The following is a 17,111-nucleotide window of genomic DNA, read 5'->3' as shown; positions in this document are numbered from 1 at the left end:
GGGAGGCCCTACGGGGTCGAAGTCATTGAAGCTCGGCTGTCGAGAAAAGCCTCTAGGGAGTTTGTTGGTTGCTCGTACCCGAAACCGACACAGGTGGGCTAGCTGAGGAAGCTAAGGTGAGCGGGAAAACCCTCGTTAAGGAACTCTGCAAGTTGACCCCGTAACTTCGGGAGAAGGGGTGCCACTCTGGTGAAATATATTCATATGGAGCTAAGGGTGGTCGCAGAAACCAGGCTCAGGCGACTGTTTACTAAAAACACAGGTCTCTGCATAAGGCGTAAGCCGAAGTATAGGGACTGACACCTGCCCGGTGCTGGAAGGTTAAATGGAGAGGTTAGCGTAAGCGAAGCCTTGATATGAAGCCCCAGTAAACGGCGGCCGTAACTATAACGGTCCTAAGGTAGCGAAATTCCTTGTCGGGTAAGTTCCGACCTGCACGAATGGTGTAACGATCTGAGCACTGTCTCAACGAGGGACCCGGTGAAATTGTGGTACTGGTAAAGACGCCAGTTACCTGTGGTGGGACGGGAAGACCCCGTGGAGCTTTACTGTAGCCTGATATTGGATTTTGGTCTGTCATGTACAGGATAGGTGGGAGGCGTAGAATGGAGGGCGTCAGCCTTTCAGGAGCCGTTGTTGGGATACCACCCTTGACATACCGAAGTTCTAACTGTTGAGTCTGAATCGGCTGGCAGGACATTGTCAGGTGGGCAGTTTGACTGGGGCGGTCGCCTCCTAAAGAGTAACGGAGGCGCGCAAAGGTCACCTCAGGGCGTATGGAAACCGCCCATAGAGAGCGCAAAGGTATAAGGTGGCTTGACTGTGAGAGAGACATCTCGAGCAGGAACGAAAGTTGGTCTTAGTGATCCGGCGGTACCGAGTGGAAGGGCCGTCGCTCAACGGATAAAAGCTACCCCGGGGATAACAGGCTGATCTTGCCCGAGAGTTCCTATCGACGGCAAGGTTTGGCACCTCGATGTCGGCTCGTCGCATCCTGGGGCTGAAGCAGGTCCCAAGGGTTGGTCTGTTCGCCCATTAAAGCGGTACGTGAGCTGGGTTTAGAACGTCGTGAGACAGTTCGGTCCCTATCCACCATAGGCGTAGGGTATTTGAGGAGATCTGCTTCTAGTACGAGAGGACCGAAGTGGACGAACCTCTGGTGTACCGGTTGTAGCGCCAGCTGCATAAGCCGGGTAGCTATGTTCGGGTCGGATAACCGCTGAAGGCATCTAAGCGGGAAGCCGCCTCCAAGATGAGATACCCCATTCCGCGAGGAAGTAAGGTGTCCTGAAGATGACAGGATAGATAGGCCGGGAGTGTACGAGCTGTGAGGCTTTGAGCTGACCGGTACTAATACGCCGAGGCCTTATTCTCATTTATCCATTGGTTTCCCTTTTATTTTCATGTTGAAGAGCAGAGAGCATATAGATTTTGGATCTCTGGTGGTCAGAGCGGAGGAGTTACACCCGGTTCCATGCCGAACCCGGAAGTTAAGCCCTCCAGCGCCCATGGTACTGCAGAGGCTATCTGTGGGAGAGTAGGTCGCCGCCAGGGATCTTTTTTTATTTTTATGCTTGCATCATGCCTTCATCCGCTGGTATTTCACACACCACACCAGCAAAAACATAAATCTCATCCAGTCTCATCCAGAGTGTAACAATGTAACGCCTCTCCCTAATACTCTTCCTTGACCTGCGACACAAGAGAGCTTTCGAGTGAAGACAGAATGTCGGCATATTCTACCTTTTCCCTCCGCGCGACAGCTGCCTTACATTCTGGAATGATAGAATGGTATTAGAATGATATCTGAGAGTTCTATGTCAGGTTCTTTGTCTTCTTCTTGTTTCATTACAACTACGATGGCATTGTGATCTACAGCTTGTATAACACGAACGGTCCCTACTTCTTTAGGGAAGGCGCTCTCCGCAGCGTGGGGTCCAATTCCTTTAAAGGACACCTTCCTTACAACAGTTAGAATATCTTTCTCTCGAATTCCTTCATATCGTCCTGCGGAAATAATGAAATGAGTCCCTTCTTCATCTGCATTCTTTGCATACCCCACAATGTTGGCGGTGCGGTATAATCCCGAGAAACCGTCTGTCACCTGTTGTAGCGCTTTGTTTATAGCTTTTTTGCAGGCTTCCCAATATGGCGATTGTGAGAAATCGTCCCATACAGGTTTGCTGAAATTGTTAGTGTTTTCTCTGGGGGCGAGACGAAAAAGATCAAGGCCGTCTTTATACATGGGATCGAAAGGGGAGAAACCTCGTGCAGATAGAAAAAACAGGCGATCATCTCCGGGAACAGGTATATATCGCTGATCTTCTGCTACGATATCTGCACAAAAAGGGAGCTCCTTCCCAGAATTATCGTAGACGCGAAGTCTTATGCGTACTTTGCCTCTCTGGTCTTTTCCGAAAAAATCCTTATCTTTCACAGTAAAAGAATAAATTTCCAGTTGTAAAGCCATATCTCCAGGCGGAAGAGTTCTTCCCCTTTTTTGCTGTTCCCGAACTTCTATAAAAGGGGAACGTTTCAGCTGGCTTATGCAATATTGTGTTATCTTTTGATCAAGTATATCTACAGGATAAAAGCGGCTTTCCCAAACTTCAAAACTGCTAGAATTCTCTGTCGGCAACACATCGACAGTAAATACGTTCCCTTGAATTTCTCGCCCTAAGGCTGGTGTGATAAAAAAAGTTCCGATGATAAAGTAAAAAGAGAGAAGTAACTGTTTCCACCTGTATTTACGTTTCATACTTTCACCCCAGATTCACTAATTTCCACTTCTATATCATGTATCGGACTTCCTTTTAAGAAAGGTGAGGAGGTTATTCTCTTCCTGCCTCTTCTACTGCTTTAAAAAAATCATCTATATCCCATTCCGCATGAATAAAGATCTTTTGAGGATGTAAATAGGCATAAGAAATATCCCCTTTATTGACAACTACTATTTTCCCTGGACACATGGAAGGTAAAAATGCTGCTGGGGTGACAGTAAGAGAAGATCCTACTACAAAAAGCAAATCGGCCTCCTCAGCAAGGGTTTGGCATTCATAAAGGTGTTTTACATTTTCTCCAAAAAAGACAATGTCAGGTTTTAGTACGCCGCCACATTTTTCGCAATGAGGGATGTCTTCTTTGAAGCTCTTCGCATATGATGTCTCGTAGTCGAAGACTTCGCCACAAGAAGTACAATAGCTTTGCCATGTGCTCCCATGTATCTCGTACACTTTCTTAGAGCCAGCTTTTTGGTGAAGGGCATCGATATTTTGGGTAATGATTCCAGCGAGTTTCCCTTCTTTTTCCAGTTGCGCAAAGAACCGATGAGAGAAGGTAGGTTCTATTTTATTGATGACCTTTAAAAATTCTCGATGGAACTGATAGAAGAAGCGAGGATTTTTCTGGAAGTAGTCAATATCGAAAATAAGTTCTGGATCTGTCTGCATTTTTTGTTTGTAAATTCCATTGGGGCCTCTGAAATCGGGTATTCCGGCATTAGTAGACATTCCAGCGCCACTTAACAGAACTATTTTATGTGCTTCCTTTAAAGCGCACGCACACTGCTGTGCCATGTATTTAAGATTATTGTTCAAAAGAACCACCTCCGAAAATATTATATCTTATTTTTATAGAAATATTTAATCAAAATTTTATGCAACCGATTGTACAATCTGCTACAATAACCCCAGTTTAAATATGGGGGTGTTAGGATGGCAATTAAAAACATAGTTTTTGGAGTGGACGACAAGCCGCCCTTTCCTATTATGGTTTTAGCTGGTTTTCAACATGTTTTAACTTTATTTGGAGCTACAACTCTTGTCCCCTTGATTTTTGGTCCAGCAATGGGGATGACTACAGTAGAAATTGGCTTTTTTATATCTTGTGTTTATCTGGCAATGGGTATAGCAACGTTAATTCAGACTCACCCTAAAATTGGATCCGGACTACCTATTGTTCAGGGATCTAGTTTCAGCTTTATTCCTCCTATAATGACGATTATCGCAGCTTACGGGGCTTCGGGGCCTTCTGTCGTAATGCAGCATGTAAGCGGAGCTTTAATTTTAGGAGGCATTATCCTTTCTATTATAGGGTATAGCCGGATTGTTGGTGTTATACGAAAGCTTATATCTCCAGTAGTTATCGGGCCTACTATTATGGCAATAGGTTTTTCCATGGCACCAGTAGCTATCCAGGCAAATGCTTCGAAATACTGGCCTATATCTCTCATTGTAGTTGTGGGAGTCTTTTTCTTCAGCTTAGTAAGTCGAAATAAATACTTCAATATTTTTGCTGTATTGGCTTCTATTTCCATTGCGTATCTCGTAGCCCTTGGTGGAACCCTCATAGGCTTTTTTCCCAGTGGACATGCAGCGTATATTGACCTCTCCAGCGTAGTGCAAGCGCCATGGTTCCGTTTTACAGGCATTATGCCTTGGGGTGCTCCAAAATTTGACATTATTTCTTTCGGAGCGATTATCGCAGGCTTTTTTGCGGTAATGATCGAATCTATAGGTGACTATCACTCCTGTTCTTATGTTGCTGGCCTCCCAGATCCTACACCCTCCATGATTAATAGGGGAATAGGTGCTGAAGGTTTGAACTGTGCGATTGCTGGGACTCTCGGTGCGGTTGCTACAACATCATATACAGAAAATATTGGTCTTATCGGATTAACGGGAGTTGCCTCTCGCTGGGTTGTACGTACAGGAGCGATTCTCCTTATACTTATGAGTTTTGTGGGGAAAATAGGGGCGCTCATTGCTACGATCCCTAGCCCTGTTATTGGCGGAGCGTACATAGCCCTTTTTGGTATTATTGGGACATTAGGGATACAAGTGTTGCTGCGAGCGGATATGTCGAGCCAACGAAACGTTTTGATAGTAGGTTTCGCTTTTCTAATGGCCCTTGGGCTTCCTGGATGGGTAGAAGGTGCGAAAGATTCTTTCTTTTCCATTGGGATTATCGGACAAGTTTTATGGGCTATCCTTAAAACACCCATGGCTGTCGCAGGTATTTGTGCGGCATTTTGGGATAACATTATCCCAGGAACACTAAAAGAGCGGGGACTTTCAGCGCAGTAGCAATTTTTTGAAACGTTGCTCTTACAAAAAATCGTTTACATGTTAAAAAAGCCCAACCTTTTCTTTCAGGTTGGGCTTTTGCGTTATAAAGAAAGCAGAAAATAATTTTAATCACAAAAGAATAGGATCGTATCGAGAAGGAAAAAGATTGGGTGATTTTTTGTTTTTGTATACCCTATTTTTTGAAGATTTATTTTAAAATAAAAGAGTATAATTTTCTTGTTTTTTAAAATTAACAGAATGGAGTTACAAAACGAATATACGAGGTTGCGTTACTGGTGGTTGACCCTGTTATAAATTAATACGATGAGAAGATAGAGGTGAGAGATAATGAGATTTAAAAGACTATGGGGCGTGGCTGCCATCCTTATTGTTGTTGGAGGTTTTTTCCTTTTATCGAATAAAAAAGAGGAACAAAAAGAGAAGGTTGTGGAAAAAATCGCTCGTCCTGTAAAATATATAACCCTTTCTGCCCCAGACGTTGTTTTACGACGTGTATTCCCAGGTAAAGTCCTTGCCTCAAAGACAGCAGATCTCTCTTTTAGAGTGTCAGGTCCTCTTATTGAGTTACCAGTGAAGAAAGGTGAACCTATAAATAAGGGCGATCTTGTTGCCCAAATAGATCCTCGAGATTTCAAAGTTCAATTGATGAATGCGCAGAGCGCCCTGAATAATGCTAAAGCACAGCTGTCTGCTATGAGAGCTGGAGCAAGAAGAGAAGAAATTTCGGCTTTATCTTCTCAAGTTGCTTCGGCGAAAGCCAAATTGGCAGAGGCAGAAGCAGATTATAAAAGGATGGAACGCTTATTTAAGGAAGGAGTTGTGGCTCAAGTAGATTTAGAGCGGTCACAAACAACCTATGAGGTGGCGAAAGGGGAAGTGAATGCTGCTAGCCAGGAACTTCAGAAGGCAAGAAGTGGTGCTAGGGCTGAAGACATTGCGGCGATGGAAGCTACTATACAGGGGTTAGAATCTCAAGTTCAAGCTGCTCAAAGTGCCTTGGATGATACAGAACTTAAAGCTCCTTTTAAAGGGATTATTGCTGCTCGATATGTGGACAATTTTCAAAGCGTGCAAAGGGACCAACCGATCGTAAGTTTACAAAATCTGGAAGAGGTTGAAATAGTGGTCTCTATTCCAGAACAGGATATTATGAAATTTCGTTTAAATACTTCTTTAGGAGTATCTTCGTCTTTTGAGGCAGCACCCAACACGCAATACTCTCTTGTCTTTAAGGAGATATCTACAGAAGCCGACCCACAAACTCAGACGTATGCTGTAACATTCACGATGCCTTACCCGAAGGACATAGTTGTTTTGCCAGGTATGACTGCGAATGTTGAATTTACTGGGCAAAACGGGGCCCATGAGGTTAAAGGATTTGCAGTCCCTTCTATAGCCGTTGTTCCAGGAGAGGGAACAACGCATTTCCTTTGGATTATCAATGAAGAAACCATGACGGTTCATAAGGTGGAAGTATATATTCAGTCGTATCAAGGCGATATGGTCATTGTTGGTGGGAATATTACAGTTGGAAATTGTGTCGTTACGGCTGGAGTAAATTATTTAGCCGAAGGGGATCCAGTAACGTTCCTTTCTCCTAACGAGTAGGGGCCTATTATGAATATTGCAGAATATTCAATTCAAAAGAGATACGTGACGTGGTTTTTTACAGTTTTTTTGATTATAGGTGGAGTTTTTGCCTATAAAGGGTTAGGAAAACTGGAAGATCCTGCCTTTACTATTAAGACAGCGGTAGTTACCACTGCTTACCCAGGAGCTACTCCAAAAGAAGTGGAGGAAGAGGTAACGGAAGTTATAGAACGGGCTGCTCAACAGATGGGACAAGTGGATAAGGTCCGGTCTCTTTCTCAGGAAGGCGTTTCTCTTGTGTATGTAGATATTAAAGATACGTATACAGCAAAAGATTTGCCTCAAATATGGGACGAGTTACGACGGAAAATAAATGATGTTCAAGAGCAGTTACCACCAGGAACAAGTCGTTCTTTAGTTAACGATGACTACGGAGATGTATATGGAGTTTATTTTGCCCTTACTGGCGAAGGATATTCTTACAGAGAACTTGAAGATTTTGCTGATTATTTGCGTAAGGAGTTGCTTCTTGTTCCTGGGGTTGCAAGTGTTGAAGTGACAGGCATACAAAAAGAGGCTATTTATGTAGAAATTTCCAGAACGAAACTTAGTCAGCTCGGTATCTCTATGGAAGAACTTTTTCAAGTTCTCAAAGCTCAGAATTTCGTGGTTCCATCGGGGAAAGTGAGAGCGGGAGCAGAGTATATTCGCATAACTCCAACTGGGGAGTTTTCTTCTGTCGAACAAGTAGGGGCGTTACTTCTTGCATCTTCCTCGAGGGTGCTGATCCGTTTAGATGACATAGCTACAGTTACTCGTAATTATATAGAGCCAACACGGGCAATGATGCGTTATAACGGAAGTCCTGCTGTTGGAATCGGTATCTCCAACGTAGAAGGTGGCAACGTTATTGCTATGGGAGAAGCCATAAAGAAGCGGCTCAAGGAACTAGAGCCGCAGACTCCTATCGGCATGAATTTAGGGCTTATTTACTACCAGTCGGATACAGTTCAGAAGGCAATTAATAACTTTTTATTAAATCTTCTGGAAGCTCTGGGTATAGTTATTGCCATATTACTTATATTTATGGGTTTCCGCAGTGGAATGCTTATTGGCGGGGTATTGTTGCTTACAATTTTTGCCACTTTTATTGCAATGAAACTTGTGAGGATAGATCTTCATAGTATTTCTCTTGGAGCATTGATTGTAGCTTTGGGAATGCTAGTGGACAACGCCATCGTTGTTGCTGATGGCCTTCTTGTGCGGATACAAAGCGGTGAGGATAGAATATCTTCTGCCGTGGGTGTTGTGACTCAAACTCAATGGCCTTTGTTGGGAGCTACTTTTATTGCTGTTATAGCTTTTGCTCCTATTGGCCTGTCCCCAGATAGCACAGGGGAGTTTTGCCAAAGCCTTTTTCAGGTGGTGGGAATTTCCTTGATTATAAGTTGGGTCCTTGCCGTTACCGTTACCCCTGTAGCCGGTGTGCGTTTTTTAAAAACTTCAGCAAAAGCAGAGATTCCCTACGATACAAAACTTTATAGGATGTATAGAAGATTTCTCAAGGCGTGTATTCGTAAGAGAAAGGTAACAATATTGGTCATGGTTTGTTTGCTTGGTTCTGCTCTCATAGGCTTTACGTTTGTGGATCAATCTTTTTTCCCAAGCTCCACGAGCCCTCTTTTTACAGTGGAATTTTGGCGTCCTCGAGGTGCTTATATAGAAGAGACCCAGAGAGGGGTAGAAAAAGTTGAAGCTTTTGTTTTGAAACAGCCAGAGACAGTTTCTGTAGCAAGCTACGTGGGACAGGGAGCCCTTCGTTTTATTCTCACCTATACGCCAAGTGATTCTTCTGATAGTTATGGACACTTGATAGTGGAAGCTAAGGGTTTGAAATCAGCAGAGTCTTTACGTCGTAAACTGGAAAATTTCATGAATATAGAAATGCCAGATATCGACCCCAGGATTCGTTCCTTTAGTAAAGGAACAGGGGGAGGTGCAAAAATACAGGCGAGGTTTACAGGGGGCGATCCTCGTGTTTTACGACGTCTAGGAGAAGAAGCTTTTTATATGATGAGGAACGATCCCGATTCGATGAACATCCGGAGCGACTGGGGAGAAAGGGTCAAGGTTATTCGTCCCGTACTTGATGAGGTGCGAACCCGACAAGCTGGTTTAACACGACAAGATGTAGCATTGGCCCTTGAGATGTCCTTTTCGGGTATACAAGCAGGCTTATACAGAGAGAGGGATAAACTCCTCCCTATTATAGCTAGATTGCCTAAAGCGGATAGGGCGAGACTGGGGGCACTTCCAGAAGTAGAAGTGTGGAGCCCCCTTATGAGAAAATATATAGCCTTAACTCAGATTACAAAAAGCATTGATACCATAGCTGAAGACCCCGTTATTTATAGGCGAAATCGTATGAGGACTTTCTCTGTAGAGTGTGATTCCCGTTCTGGGAAAACAGGTCTTTTATTTGCTCGTATAAAGCCCGAACTGGAAAATATTTCTCTTCCTTTAGGATATAGCCTCAGTTGGGGAGGCGAGTATGAAAGTTCTCAAAAAGCTCAAGGTGGACTTATGAGGATGATTCCTATTGCTTTTTTAGCCATGGTCGCTATATTAATTGTTCTTTTTAATGGGTTTAAACAACCCATTATGATCCTTCTTTGTCTCCCCTTGTCCATTATTGGTGTAACGGCGGGATTACTTCTTTTTCATAAATCTTTTGACTTTATGGCTCTCCTGGGATTCTTAAGCCTTGCTGGCATGCTCATAAAAAATGCCATTGTGCTTATTGATCAGATCGATCTCGAAATACGGGAAGGAAAAGAGGGCTTTTTAGCTATAGTGGATTCAGCTATGAGTCGTGCACGCCCTGTTCTTATGGCAGCTATGACCACGGTTTTAGGTATGATCCCTCTCTATTTTGATATTCTCTTTTCTGCTCTGGCAGTTACTATTATGTTTGGCTTGGCTTTTGCCACGGCTTTGACGTTAATTATCGTACCAGTTCTTTACTCTGTTTTTTTAAAAATCCCTGTTTTTAAAGACGAAAATGTTAGGTAGGTCTGTCCTTCTGAACTTGACAAATATACCCATATTCCGTATATTATTAGTGAATACATTAAGTTTAGTGACTTGGTAGGGTATCGCTGTGGTAATAATGTTATAATCAAAAAGAATTCTACTGAAAAGGTATGCAGTTTTTGTTATCTCAAACACAAAAATCATACAAGAGGAGGAATGACGATGACGAAGAGGTTAGAAGTATATAAGTGTGATTTATGTGGCAATGTTGTGGAAGTACTTCACGCTGGAGCAGGGCAACTTGTTTGCTGCAATCAGCCGATGAAACTTCTAGAGGAACAAACAGCTGATGCTTCGACGGAGAAACATGTGCCAGTTATTGAAGGATCAAAAGTTAAGGTAGGAAGTGTTCCCCATCCTATGAAACCAGAGCATTACATTGAATGGATTGAAGTTATTTCAGGGGATAAAATTTACCGTCAATTCTTGAATCCAGGAGATGCTCCTGAAGCTGAATTTCATGAAATTACGCCAGAATTAAGCAGAGAATATTGCAATATACACGGACTATGGAAGGCAGGGAAATAAAGATGATATCGAAAAAAATGCAAGATGCTGTGAATGATCAGATCAATGCCGAGCTGTACTCTTCTTATCTTTATCTATCTATGGCAGCATATTTTGAGGAGAAAAATTTAAGGGGTATGGCTACGTGGATGACGATTCAGGCGTTAGAGGAAAAGGGTCATGCAATGAAGTTTTATAACTATATAGTAGAGCGCGGCGGGAGAGTAAAGCTACAGGCCATAGCGGAGCCTCCTTTTGAGTGGAACTCATGCCTTGATGTTTTTAAGGCGGCTTTGGATCACGAGCGTTACGTAACTCGTCGTATTAATGACCTTACAGAGCTGGCTATGGAAGAAAAAGATCACGCAAGCCAGATCTTCCTTCAGTGGTTCGTTACAGAACAGGTAGAGGAGGAGGCAAACGCGGAAGAAATTATTAACAAACTTGAGTTCCTCTCTGAATCGAAGCACGGTGTCTATATGCTCGACAAAGAACTTGGGGCCAGAGTGTATCCTGCTGAGGAAGAGTAATCCGGAGGAATAATTTGAAAGAAAAAAGGGCTGGGCAGATACTGCTCATGCCCTTTTGTGTTAAATAGAGGGGGGCAATAAGCATGGCTGAAAGTATAGATCCGAGGGCGCTGTTTACGGTAAGCTACGGTGTGTATATTTTGAGCACAGAGTGGGAAGAGAAAAAGAACGGACAGATTATCAACGCTTTTATGCAACTGACAGGAGATCCAATTTGTGTTGCGGCATGTCTTCATAAAGACAATTACACTACGGAGTTGTTAGAGAAAAGTCGGCGTTTTTCCCTTTCAGTGCTGGAAGATGCTACTCCCCTTAAATTTATTGGAGTTTTTGGATTCCGTTGCGGCAGAGATTTTGATAAATTTAATGCCTGTTCATACACAATCAGTGAATCTGGACTCCCTGTTGTTACAGATTATGCTTTGGCCTCCATAGAAGGGGAGGTCCTTTCTGTAACAGATATTTTCACGCACAAACTATTTATTGCACAAGTGCGAGCGGCAACAGTGTTGAAAGAGGGGAAACCGCTTTTGTACTCAGATTACCATACTATTAAAAAAGGGAAATCCCCTGAGAGAGCTCCTTCTGCTGTTTTTAACGTTATAAAATAATGTATATATATTAAAGCTATTCCAAAGAATAGAGAGGAGGACATAATGATGGCTCCATTAGAAATTAAATCTGGAGTGTTTTGGGTAGGGGTGCTCGACTGGACGCTCCGGGATTTTCATGGTTATTCTACGGAGAAAGGATCCACGTATAATGCCTATGTTGTTAAAGGGAGCGAAAAAAACGTTCTTTTCGATACGGTCAAGACAACCCATTATGACGAATTTGTACAGCGACTTCGTGAAGTTATAGATCCTGAAAAAATTAATTACATTGTAGTGAGCCATGCGGAGATGGATCATTCGGGGAGTCTTCCTATGGTTGTGGATCTCGTAAAGCCAGAGAAAATTTTTCTTTCAAAACCCTGTAAGGAAGCTTTAGAAGAGCATTTTGGAGAGCAAGTGCGCCAATGGCCCCTGCAGATTGTCGGAACAGGAGACGAGGTTTATTTAGGTGGGAAAACAATCTCTTTCTTAGAGGCACGGATGCTTCATTGGCCTGATAGCATGTTCTCTTACATAAAAGAAGATAGGCTTTTGATCTCTAATGACGGTTTTGGGCAGCACTATTCGTCGAGTGAGCGATTTGATGATGAAGCTGATTGGGGCGAACTGATGCATCAGACGGCGAAATATTACGCTAATATATTATTACCGTACTCGCCTATTATGATCAAAAAACTTGATGAAATAGCTGCTATGAATATAGAAATTGATATGATTGCACCAGATCATGGCGTTATCTGGAGAAAACATGTTCCGGAGGTAGTATCCGCATATCGACGATGGGCTGAAGGAATGTGCCAAGATAAGGCGGTAGTAGCTTATGACACTATGTGGCATAGTACGGAGACCATGGCGCGCCATGTTGCGGAAGGGCTTATGAGCCGGGGAGTATCGACAGAAGTTATGGATCTTCGAGTGAGTCATCATAGTGATGTCATAACTGAAATGTTGGAGGCAAGAGGAATAGCTTTAGGATCTCCCACCCTTAATACGGGATATTTACCTCGCATGGCAGATCTTGTCTGCTATGTGAAGGGACTTCGTCCTATAAAGAAGGTTGGGGCGGCTTTTGGTTCCTACGGTTGGGGCTGCGAATCGGTTAAGCTTTTAAATCAAGAACTGGAAGCTATGAAAGTTAAAATTGTCCATCCTGGCGTAAAGATTAGGTATGTTCCCAGGGAAGGGGAGCTACAGCCATGTTTCGAGATGGGAATAGCTATTGCTGGCGCTATATATGAAGCCAATACAAAGCAAAAGTAATAAATGTGCATTCTTTAGCAAGGGCAGATCTCCTAAAGAGTGCCGTTCAGTGTTGGAAGCTATTTATACTTCATATACGAAAGAGGAATTAATTCATCCAGATCCTGTAGAATTCCCCCGTCGTTATGAAAATTTGGCAGATCGCGAAGTAACAGCTCTTATTGCCTCCTCGTTGGCTTATGGCAGGGTGCAACAAATATTAAAGAGCGTAACAAAAGTGCTTGTACCTCTCGGGGATAGTCCAGCGGCTTTTCTTCGTGCTGCCAATAAGGAGCAGCTTACCTCTTTATACGGTTCTTTTAAACACCGTTTTACTACGGGGGAAGAATTGGTAACTTTTCTTAATGGCATTGGAAAACTATTGCGGTGTTACGAGCGCCTGGAATTTTGTTTGGAAGAAGCTCTTCTTGAAGGAAATGATCCTTTACGTGGCATTACAAACTTTGCTGAAAAACTTAAGAGCGCAGTGGGGTATGGATCACTTCTCGCTTCGCCTGTTCAAGGCAGTGCATGTAAGCGTTTTTTTCTTTTTTTGAAATGGATGACGAGAAAAGACGAGGTGGATCCTGGCGGATGGCAGGTTCTCTCTCCTGCAGATCTCTTCGTTCCTGTAGATACCCATATGCATCGAATTGCTCTTTCGTTGGGACTCACTCGAAGAAAGCAGGCAGATTTCAAGACAGTTTTAGAGATTACAGATGCTTTCCGGACCATAGCTCCAGATGATCCTGTTCGTTATGATTTTGCCTTGACTCGCTTTGGGATCCGAGCAGAGCTCGATATTTCAGAACTTGTCGAGCTCTGCCAAGGATAGCCATTTAAGGAAGAGTAATTTCATCGCAGAAGTTTGTATGAAGCCATTTTTCCACATTGTAAGGTTCTACGTAGGACAATAGGAGCATAAGCTTTGTGATGATGGCCTCTCGGGTCATGTCTTTCCCCGAAATGACTCCCATTTTAAGAGTCTTTCTCCCTACTTCATATACATTGAGATCTACTCCGCCGTAAACACATTGAGTGGTTATTACTACAGGTATCCCCAGGTCTTGAGAAAGTTTAAGCGGTGGAAGAAGGCTCTCTCCAAGATGTGGAACGCCACCCAAGCCCAATGCCTCTATGACAATGGCTTTAGGCTCCATGTTGACAATATACTCAAGGTACCTGGCACGAAACCCCGGGAAAAGAGTGAGGAGAAAAACCGATGTTTCAAGCTCAAATGTCTCATATTCTTTCTGATGAAATAATGGGGTAAGAAGGCTTGGGCGATGAGTTAAAATGGCCTCCCCTTTTTCTATATGGCCTAGATGAGGATAATTAATACTCGTAAAGGCAGTATAGTCGTGGCTTAGGATTTTTTGGGAACGAGGTCCGTGTATAAGCTGGCCGCCAAAAGCTATGGTAATCCCTCGTTGCCGTAGCCGTATCATCTCTGCTGCGAAGAGGAAGGACGAATAAATATTATCAATAGCATCTGTATTTGGCTGAGTAATGGGTTGCATGGAACCTGTTATTACTACTGGCTTGGTGAAATTAGCAATCATAAAAGAGAGAGCAGATGCTGTATATGCCATAGTGTCGGTGCCGTGAAGAATAATAAAAGCGTCATATCTTTTTTCTTGAGCAATGAGGAACATAGCGATACGTTTCCAGTCTAGGGGAGACATATTTGAACTGTCTTTAAATAAAAGGTCATGAACGTCTATCTCTCCTAACTGGGAGAGAGATGGGACATACTTCAATAAATCATGTCCTGTCATAGTGGGAGTAAGACCTTCTCTTCCTTCTCCTGAAGCAATAGTTCCTCCCGTAGAAACAACAAGAAAATATAACAGATTTGACACCCCCTTCTTTTCTGAGATATGTGTAGCGTTATTGCAGAGAAGCGTTGTGAATTCCTCTCATAACATTTACTTTCCGCAAGATTATGGCTCCAGCTACGAAAGTTAAAGCCAAAATAGCGATCCCAATTCTGCTTGAATGGGTTATCTGCGTAATAAAACCAAATAAAAAGGGGCCGAGGACTCCAGCAAATTTGCTGGAAATATCGTAAAAACCAAAAAATTCGGCACTTCTGGAAGGGGGCAGCATGCGAGCATAAAGGCTGCGGCTCATAGCTTGAGTTCCACCTTGTACTGTTCCCACTGCAAAAGCGAGGAGCCAAAAATGCCATGGCGTAGCAAGAAAAATAGCCCCCACAGATATGAGCGTATATCCGAAAAGTCCAACGAGAATAGCCTCTTTGCTCCCTATGCGAGATGCGAGTCTTCCAAAAAAAATGGAGAAAGGCACGCCAACAAATTGGGTTAAAAGAAGAGCGCCTACGAGATGGATCATGGAAATTCCTACTTGAGCCCCATAAATAGCAGCCATGTGTATCATTGTTCCAATGCCATCATTGTAGAGCCAGAAAGCTATCAAGAATCTAAAAAGATCAGGGTATTTCCGAATCCCTACAAATGTTTTTCCCAGCCGCAGAATAGCCTCTTTTGCCACGTTTTGGGAGTAAGAAACAGTATGGTGCGTTGTGAGTGGTTCTGGTACGTGAAGAAAAAGAGGAAGGGTAAAAATTGCCCACCATATGGCTACTGACAAGAAAGAAAGTCGAGGGCCGAAAGTACCGGGCCAAATGTAAATCATAACAATATTGAGTGCCAGTAAAATACCACCACCCAAGTACCCTAAAGCATATCCTAGAGACGAAACCATATCAATGTAATGATGAGGAATGAGGTGGGGAAGGAGTGCATCATAAAAGATGATGGCGGAGGAAAAACCTATCGTTCCAATTGCCATGAAGACAAGAGTGAGGAACCAATCGCCATGATCTGTAAAAAACAGAGCACAGGAAGCGAGAATGCCAAGGAGGGTAAAAAAAAGAAGCATTTTCTTTTTCATTTGGCCAACATCCCCTAAAGCTCCGAGAAAGGGAGCTGCAAGGGCACTGCAAAGAAGGGCGATGGCTGATGTATACCCCCAATAAATAGTGGGCAAGTTTCCAGAGAGAAATGGCGTGGCGATTTCTTTGAAATAGACGGGAAGAATTGCGGCCATAATGGTAGTCGCGAAAGCTGAGTTTCCTACATCATAAAGGCACCATGAAAGAACGCGACGATCTTTGAGAATATGAAGACTGTTATTTATCACAAGTTCACCTCTTTGCCATCGAATTTATATTAATATGATAGTACCATAGTGACTGATACCCGTGGGTATATATTCGCAATGATATAATGTCGATCAAGAATAAAGATTTTAAACAAAACGTGGAGGATATGATGACGTATTTTCGTCCAGACTGGGATTCTTATTTTATGATGATTGCTGCTGTAGCTGCAACGCGAGGGACTTGTCTGCGTCGTAAAGTAGGAGCTGTGATTGTAAAAGATCTTCAGATTATAAGTACTGGCTATAATGGGGCTCCTAAAGGTGTTCCTCACTGTTCTGAGGTGGGATGTCTTCGTGAGCAGCTTGGCATTCCTTCGGGAGAGCGCCATGAGATCTGCCGTGGCTCTCATGCAGAGATTAATGCTATTGCTCAGGCGGCGGCAGTAGGAACGAGTACGGATGGGGCCGTGCTTTACTGTACTCACGAACCTTGCTCTTTTTGTACAAAAGCAATAATTAATGCTGGCATCAAGCGAATCGTGTTTGTCTACCCCTATCCCGATGCTTTAGCGGTGCAATTACGATCCGAGGCTTCAATGGAAGTATGCCAGCTCTCTGAAGATGTTTTCCAGGAGATGGATGTCGCTCTTAAGGCCTTTTTGCGACAGAGAGCTTAGGAGTGACTTATGTAAATATGAAAAAGAGAATATGGGGAGGTATGCATTGTGTCTGTAAGTCGTGAAGAGGCCATGAATGTGTTGCGAGAATATAATAAGGATGAAAGCCATATCAAACACGCCTTAGCTGTTGAAGCTGCAATGCGATATTTTGCGAGAAAGGCAGACGCTGATATGGAAAAATGGGGGGTCGTTGGGCTGCTCCATGATATAGATTGGGAAAGAACTCAGGATACACCGGAAAGGCATACCCACGAAGGAGCTCTTTGGCTTGAAGCAAAAGGGTACCCAGAAGATATTGTGAGAGCGGTGAAGGCACATGGCTGGGGAATGGTATCAGATGTGAAACCTGTATCTCTTATGGAAAAAACCTTATACGCTGTTGATGAACTCACTGGCCTTGTTATAGCGGCAGCTCTCGTTCGCCCATCTAAATCTTTGCAAGACCTCACCGTGAAATCAGTGAAGAAAAAATGGAAGGACAAGGCTTTTGCTCGAGGCGTGAATCGGGATGTTATTCTAAAAGGTGCTGAAATGCTGGATGTAGTCATAGATGAGCTTATTGATGGAGTGATCAGTGCGTTGCAACCTATAGAAGAGGAACTTGGGCTGGGCTCCCTAGAGGTGTAAAAGTCGTATAGAGAGTTC

General features: G+C 43.3%; 14 protein-coding genes and 2 rRNA genes. 12 read left to right on the top strand and 4 right to left on the bottom strand.

Translation table 11 applies throughout. The features are described 5' to 3' along the window. Together K360_RS0108845 and rrf are read left to right on the top strand one after the other, a co-directional pair. Positions 1-1,374 (top strand): 23S ribosomal RNA (locus K360_RS0108845); the annotation flags it as partial. 64 nt (positions 1,375-1,438) lie between these two features. After that, a 5S ribosomal RNA gene (gene rrf / locus K360_RS0108840) occupies positions 1,439-1,554 on the top strand. 214 nt (positions 1,555-1,768) lie between these two features. Here rrf and K360_RS0108835 read toward each other — a convergent pair. Together K360_RS0108835 and K360_RS0108830 are read right to left on the bottom strand one after the other, a co-directional pair. Continuing rightward, on the bottom strand, positions 1,769-2,758 hold the full coding sequence (locus K360_RS0108835; RefSeq protein ID WP_024822802.1) for a hypothetical protein: 990 nt from the start codon (positions 2,756-2,758) through the stop codon (positions 1,769-1,771). Between the two features lie 73 nt (positions 2,759-2,831). Beyond that, positions 2,832-3,596 (bottom strand): SIR2 family NAD-dependent protein deacylase, encoded by a 765-nt coding sequence (locus K360_RS0108830; protein WP_024822801.1) that lies wholly within the window; start codon positions 3,594-3,596, stop codon positions 2,832-2,834. Between the two features lie 117 nt (positions 3,597-3,713). On the opposite strand from K360_RS0108830, the gene K360_RS0108825 reads away from it, so the two are divergent. The 8 genes from K360_RS0108825 to K360_RS0108790 all read left to right on the top strand — a co-directional run bounded on the left by K360_RS0108825 (position 3,714) and on the right by K360_RS0108790 (position 13,495). Continuing rightward, positions 3,714-5,084 carry a uracil-xanthine permease family protein gene (locus K360_RS0108825; protein WP_024822800.1) on the top strand — a complete coding sequence of 457 codons (1,371 nt, stop codon included), beginning with the start codon at positions 3,714-3,716 and terminating at the stop codon, positions 5,082-5,084. A 330-nt stretch (positions 5,085-5,414) separates the two neighbouring features. Continuing rightward, positions 5,415-6,695, top strand: a complete 1,281-nt coding sequence (locus K360_RS0108820) for an efflux RND transporter periplasmic adaptor subunit (protein ID WP_024822799.1) — start codon at positions 5,415-5,417, stop codon at positions 6,693-6,695. 9 nt (positions 6,696-6,704) lie between these two features. Continuing rightward, a complete protein-coding gene (locus tag K360_RS0108815) occupies positions 6,705-9,749 on the top strand; it encodes an efflux RND transporter permease subunit (RefSeq protein ID WP_024822798.1) in 3,045 nt (1,014 codons plus the stop codon). 183 nt (positions 9,750-9,932) lie between these two features. Beyond that, the gene (locus tag K360_RS0108810) at positions 9,933-10,298 is read left to right on the top strand and encodes a desulfoferrodoxin (RefSeq protein WP_013047808.1); all 366 of its coding nucleotides are present in this window, start codon (positions 9,933-9,935) and stop codon (positions 10,296-10,298) included. A gap of 2 nt (positions 10,299-10,300) precedes the next feature. Next, a complete protein-coding gene (locus K360_RS0108805; RefSeq protein ID WP_024822797.1) occupies positions 10,301-10,807 on the top strand; it encodes a ferritin in 507 nt (168 codons plus the stop codon). An 83-nt stretch (positions 10,808-10,890) separates the two neighbouring features. After that, positions 10,891-11,418 (top strand): flavin reductase family protein, encoded by a 528-nt coding sequence (locus tag K360_RS0108800; RefSeq protein WP_024822796.1) that lies wholly within the window; start codon positions 10,891-10,893, stop codon positions 11,416-11,418. Positions 11,419-11,463: 45 nt separating this feature from the next. Beyond that, positions 11,464-12,681, top strand: coding sequence for an FprA family A-type flavoprotein (locus tag K360_RS0108795; RefSeq protein WP_245587103.1), 1,218 nt, complete (start codon positions 11,464-11,466; stop codon positions 12,679-12,681). Between the two features lie 49 nt (positions 12,682-12,730). Continuing rightward, positions 12,731-13,495 (top strand): TIGR02757 family protein, encoded by a 765-nt coding sequence (locus K360_RS0108790; protein ID WP_024822794.1) that lies wholly within the window; start codon positions 12,731-12,733, stop codon positions 13,493-13,495. Between the two features lie 4 nt (positions 13,496-13,499). Here the strand turns inward: K360_RS0108790 and K360_RS0108785 are convergent, their stop codons facing one another. Beyond that, entirely contained in the window at positions 13,500-14,522 is a 1,023-nt protein-coding gene (locus tag K360_RS0108785; protein ID WP_024822793.1) for an asparaginase, read from the bottom strand. 28 nt (positions 14,523-14,550) lie between these two features. Then, positions 14,551-15,825, bottom strand: coding sequence for an MFS transporter (locus tag K360_RS0108780; protein WP_024822792.1), 1,275 nt, complete (start codon positions 15,823-15,825; stop codon positions 14,551-14,553). 131 nt (positions 15,826-15,956) lie between these two features. Here K360_RS0108780 and K360_RS0108775 point away from each other — a divergent pair, with 131 nt between their 5' ends. Then, the gene (locus K360_RS0108775; RefSeq protein WP_024822791.1) at positions 15,957-16,463 is read left to right on the top strand and encodes a deoxycytidylate deaminase; all 507 of its coding nucleotides are present in this window, start codon (positions 15,957-15,959) and stop codon (positions 16,461-16,463) included. A 48-nt stretch (positions 16,464-16,511) separates the two neighbouring features. Beyond that, a complete protein-coding gene (locus K360_RS0108770) occupies positions 16,512-17,093 on the top strand; it encodes an HDIG domain-containing metalloprotein (RefSeq protein WP_024822790.1) in 582 nt (193 codons plus the stop codon). Positions 17,094-17,111 lie beyond the last annotated feature (18 nt).

The organism is Aminobacterium mobile DSM 12262 (assembly GCF_000526395.1).
In the GTDB taxonomy this organism is placed as follows: Bacteria; Synergistota; Synergistia; order Synergistales; family Aminobacteriaceae; genus Aminobacterium; species Aminobacterium mobile.
Note: the sequence above shows the minus strand (reverse complement) of the source record. Positions and strands in the feature narration are given on the sequence as shown.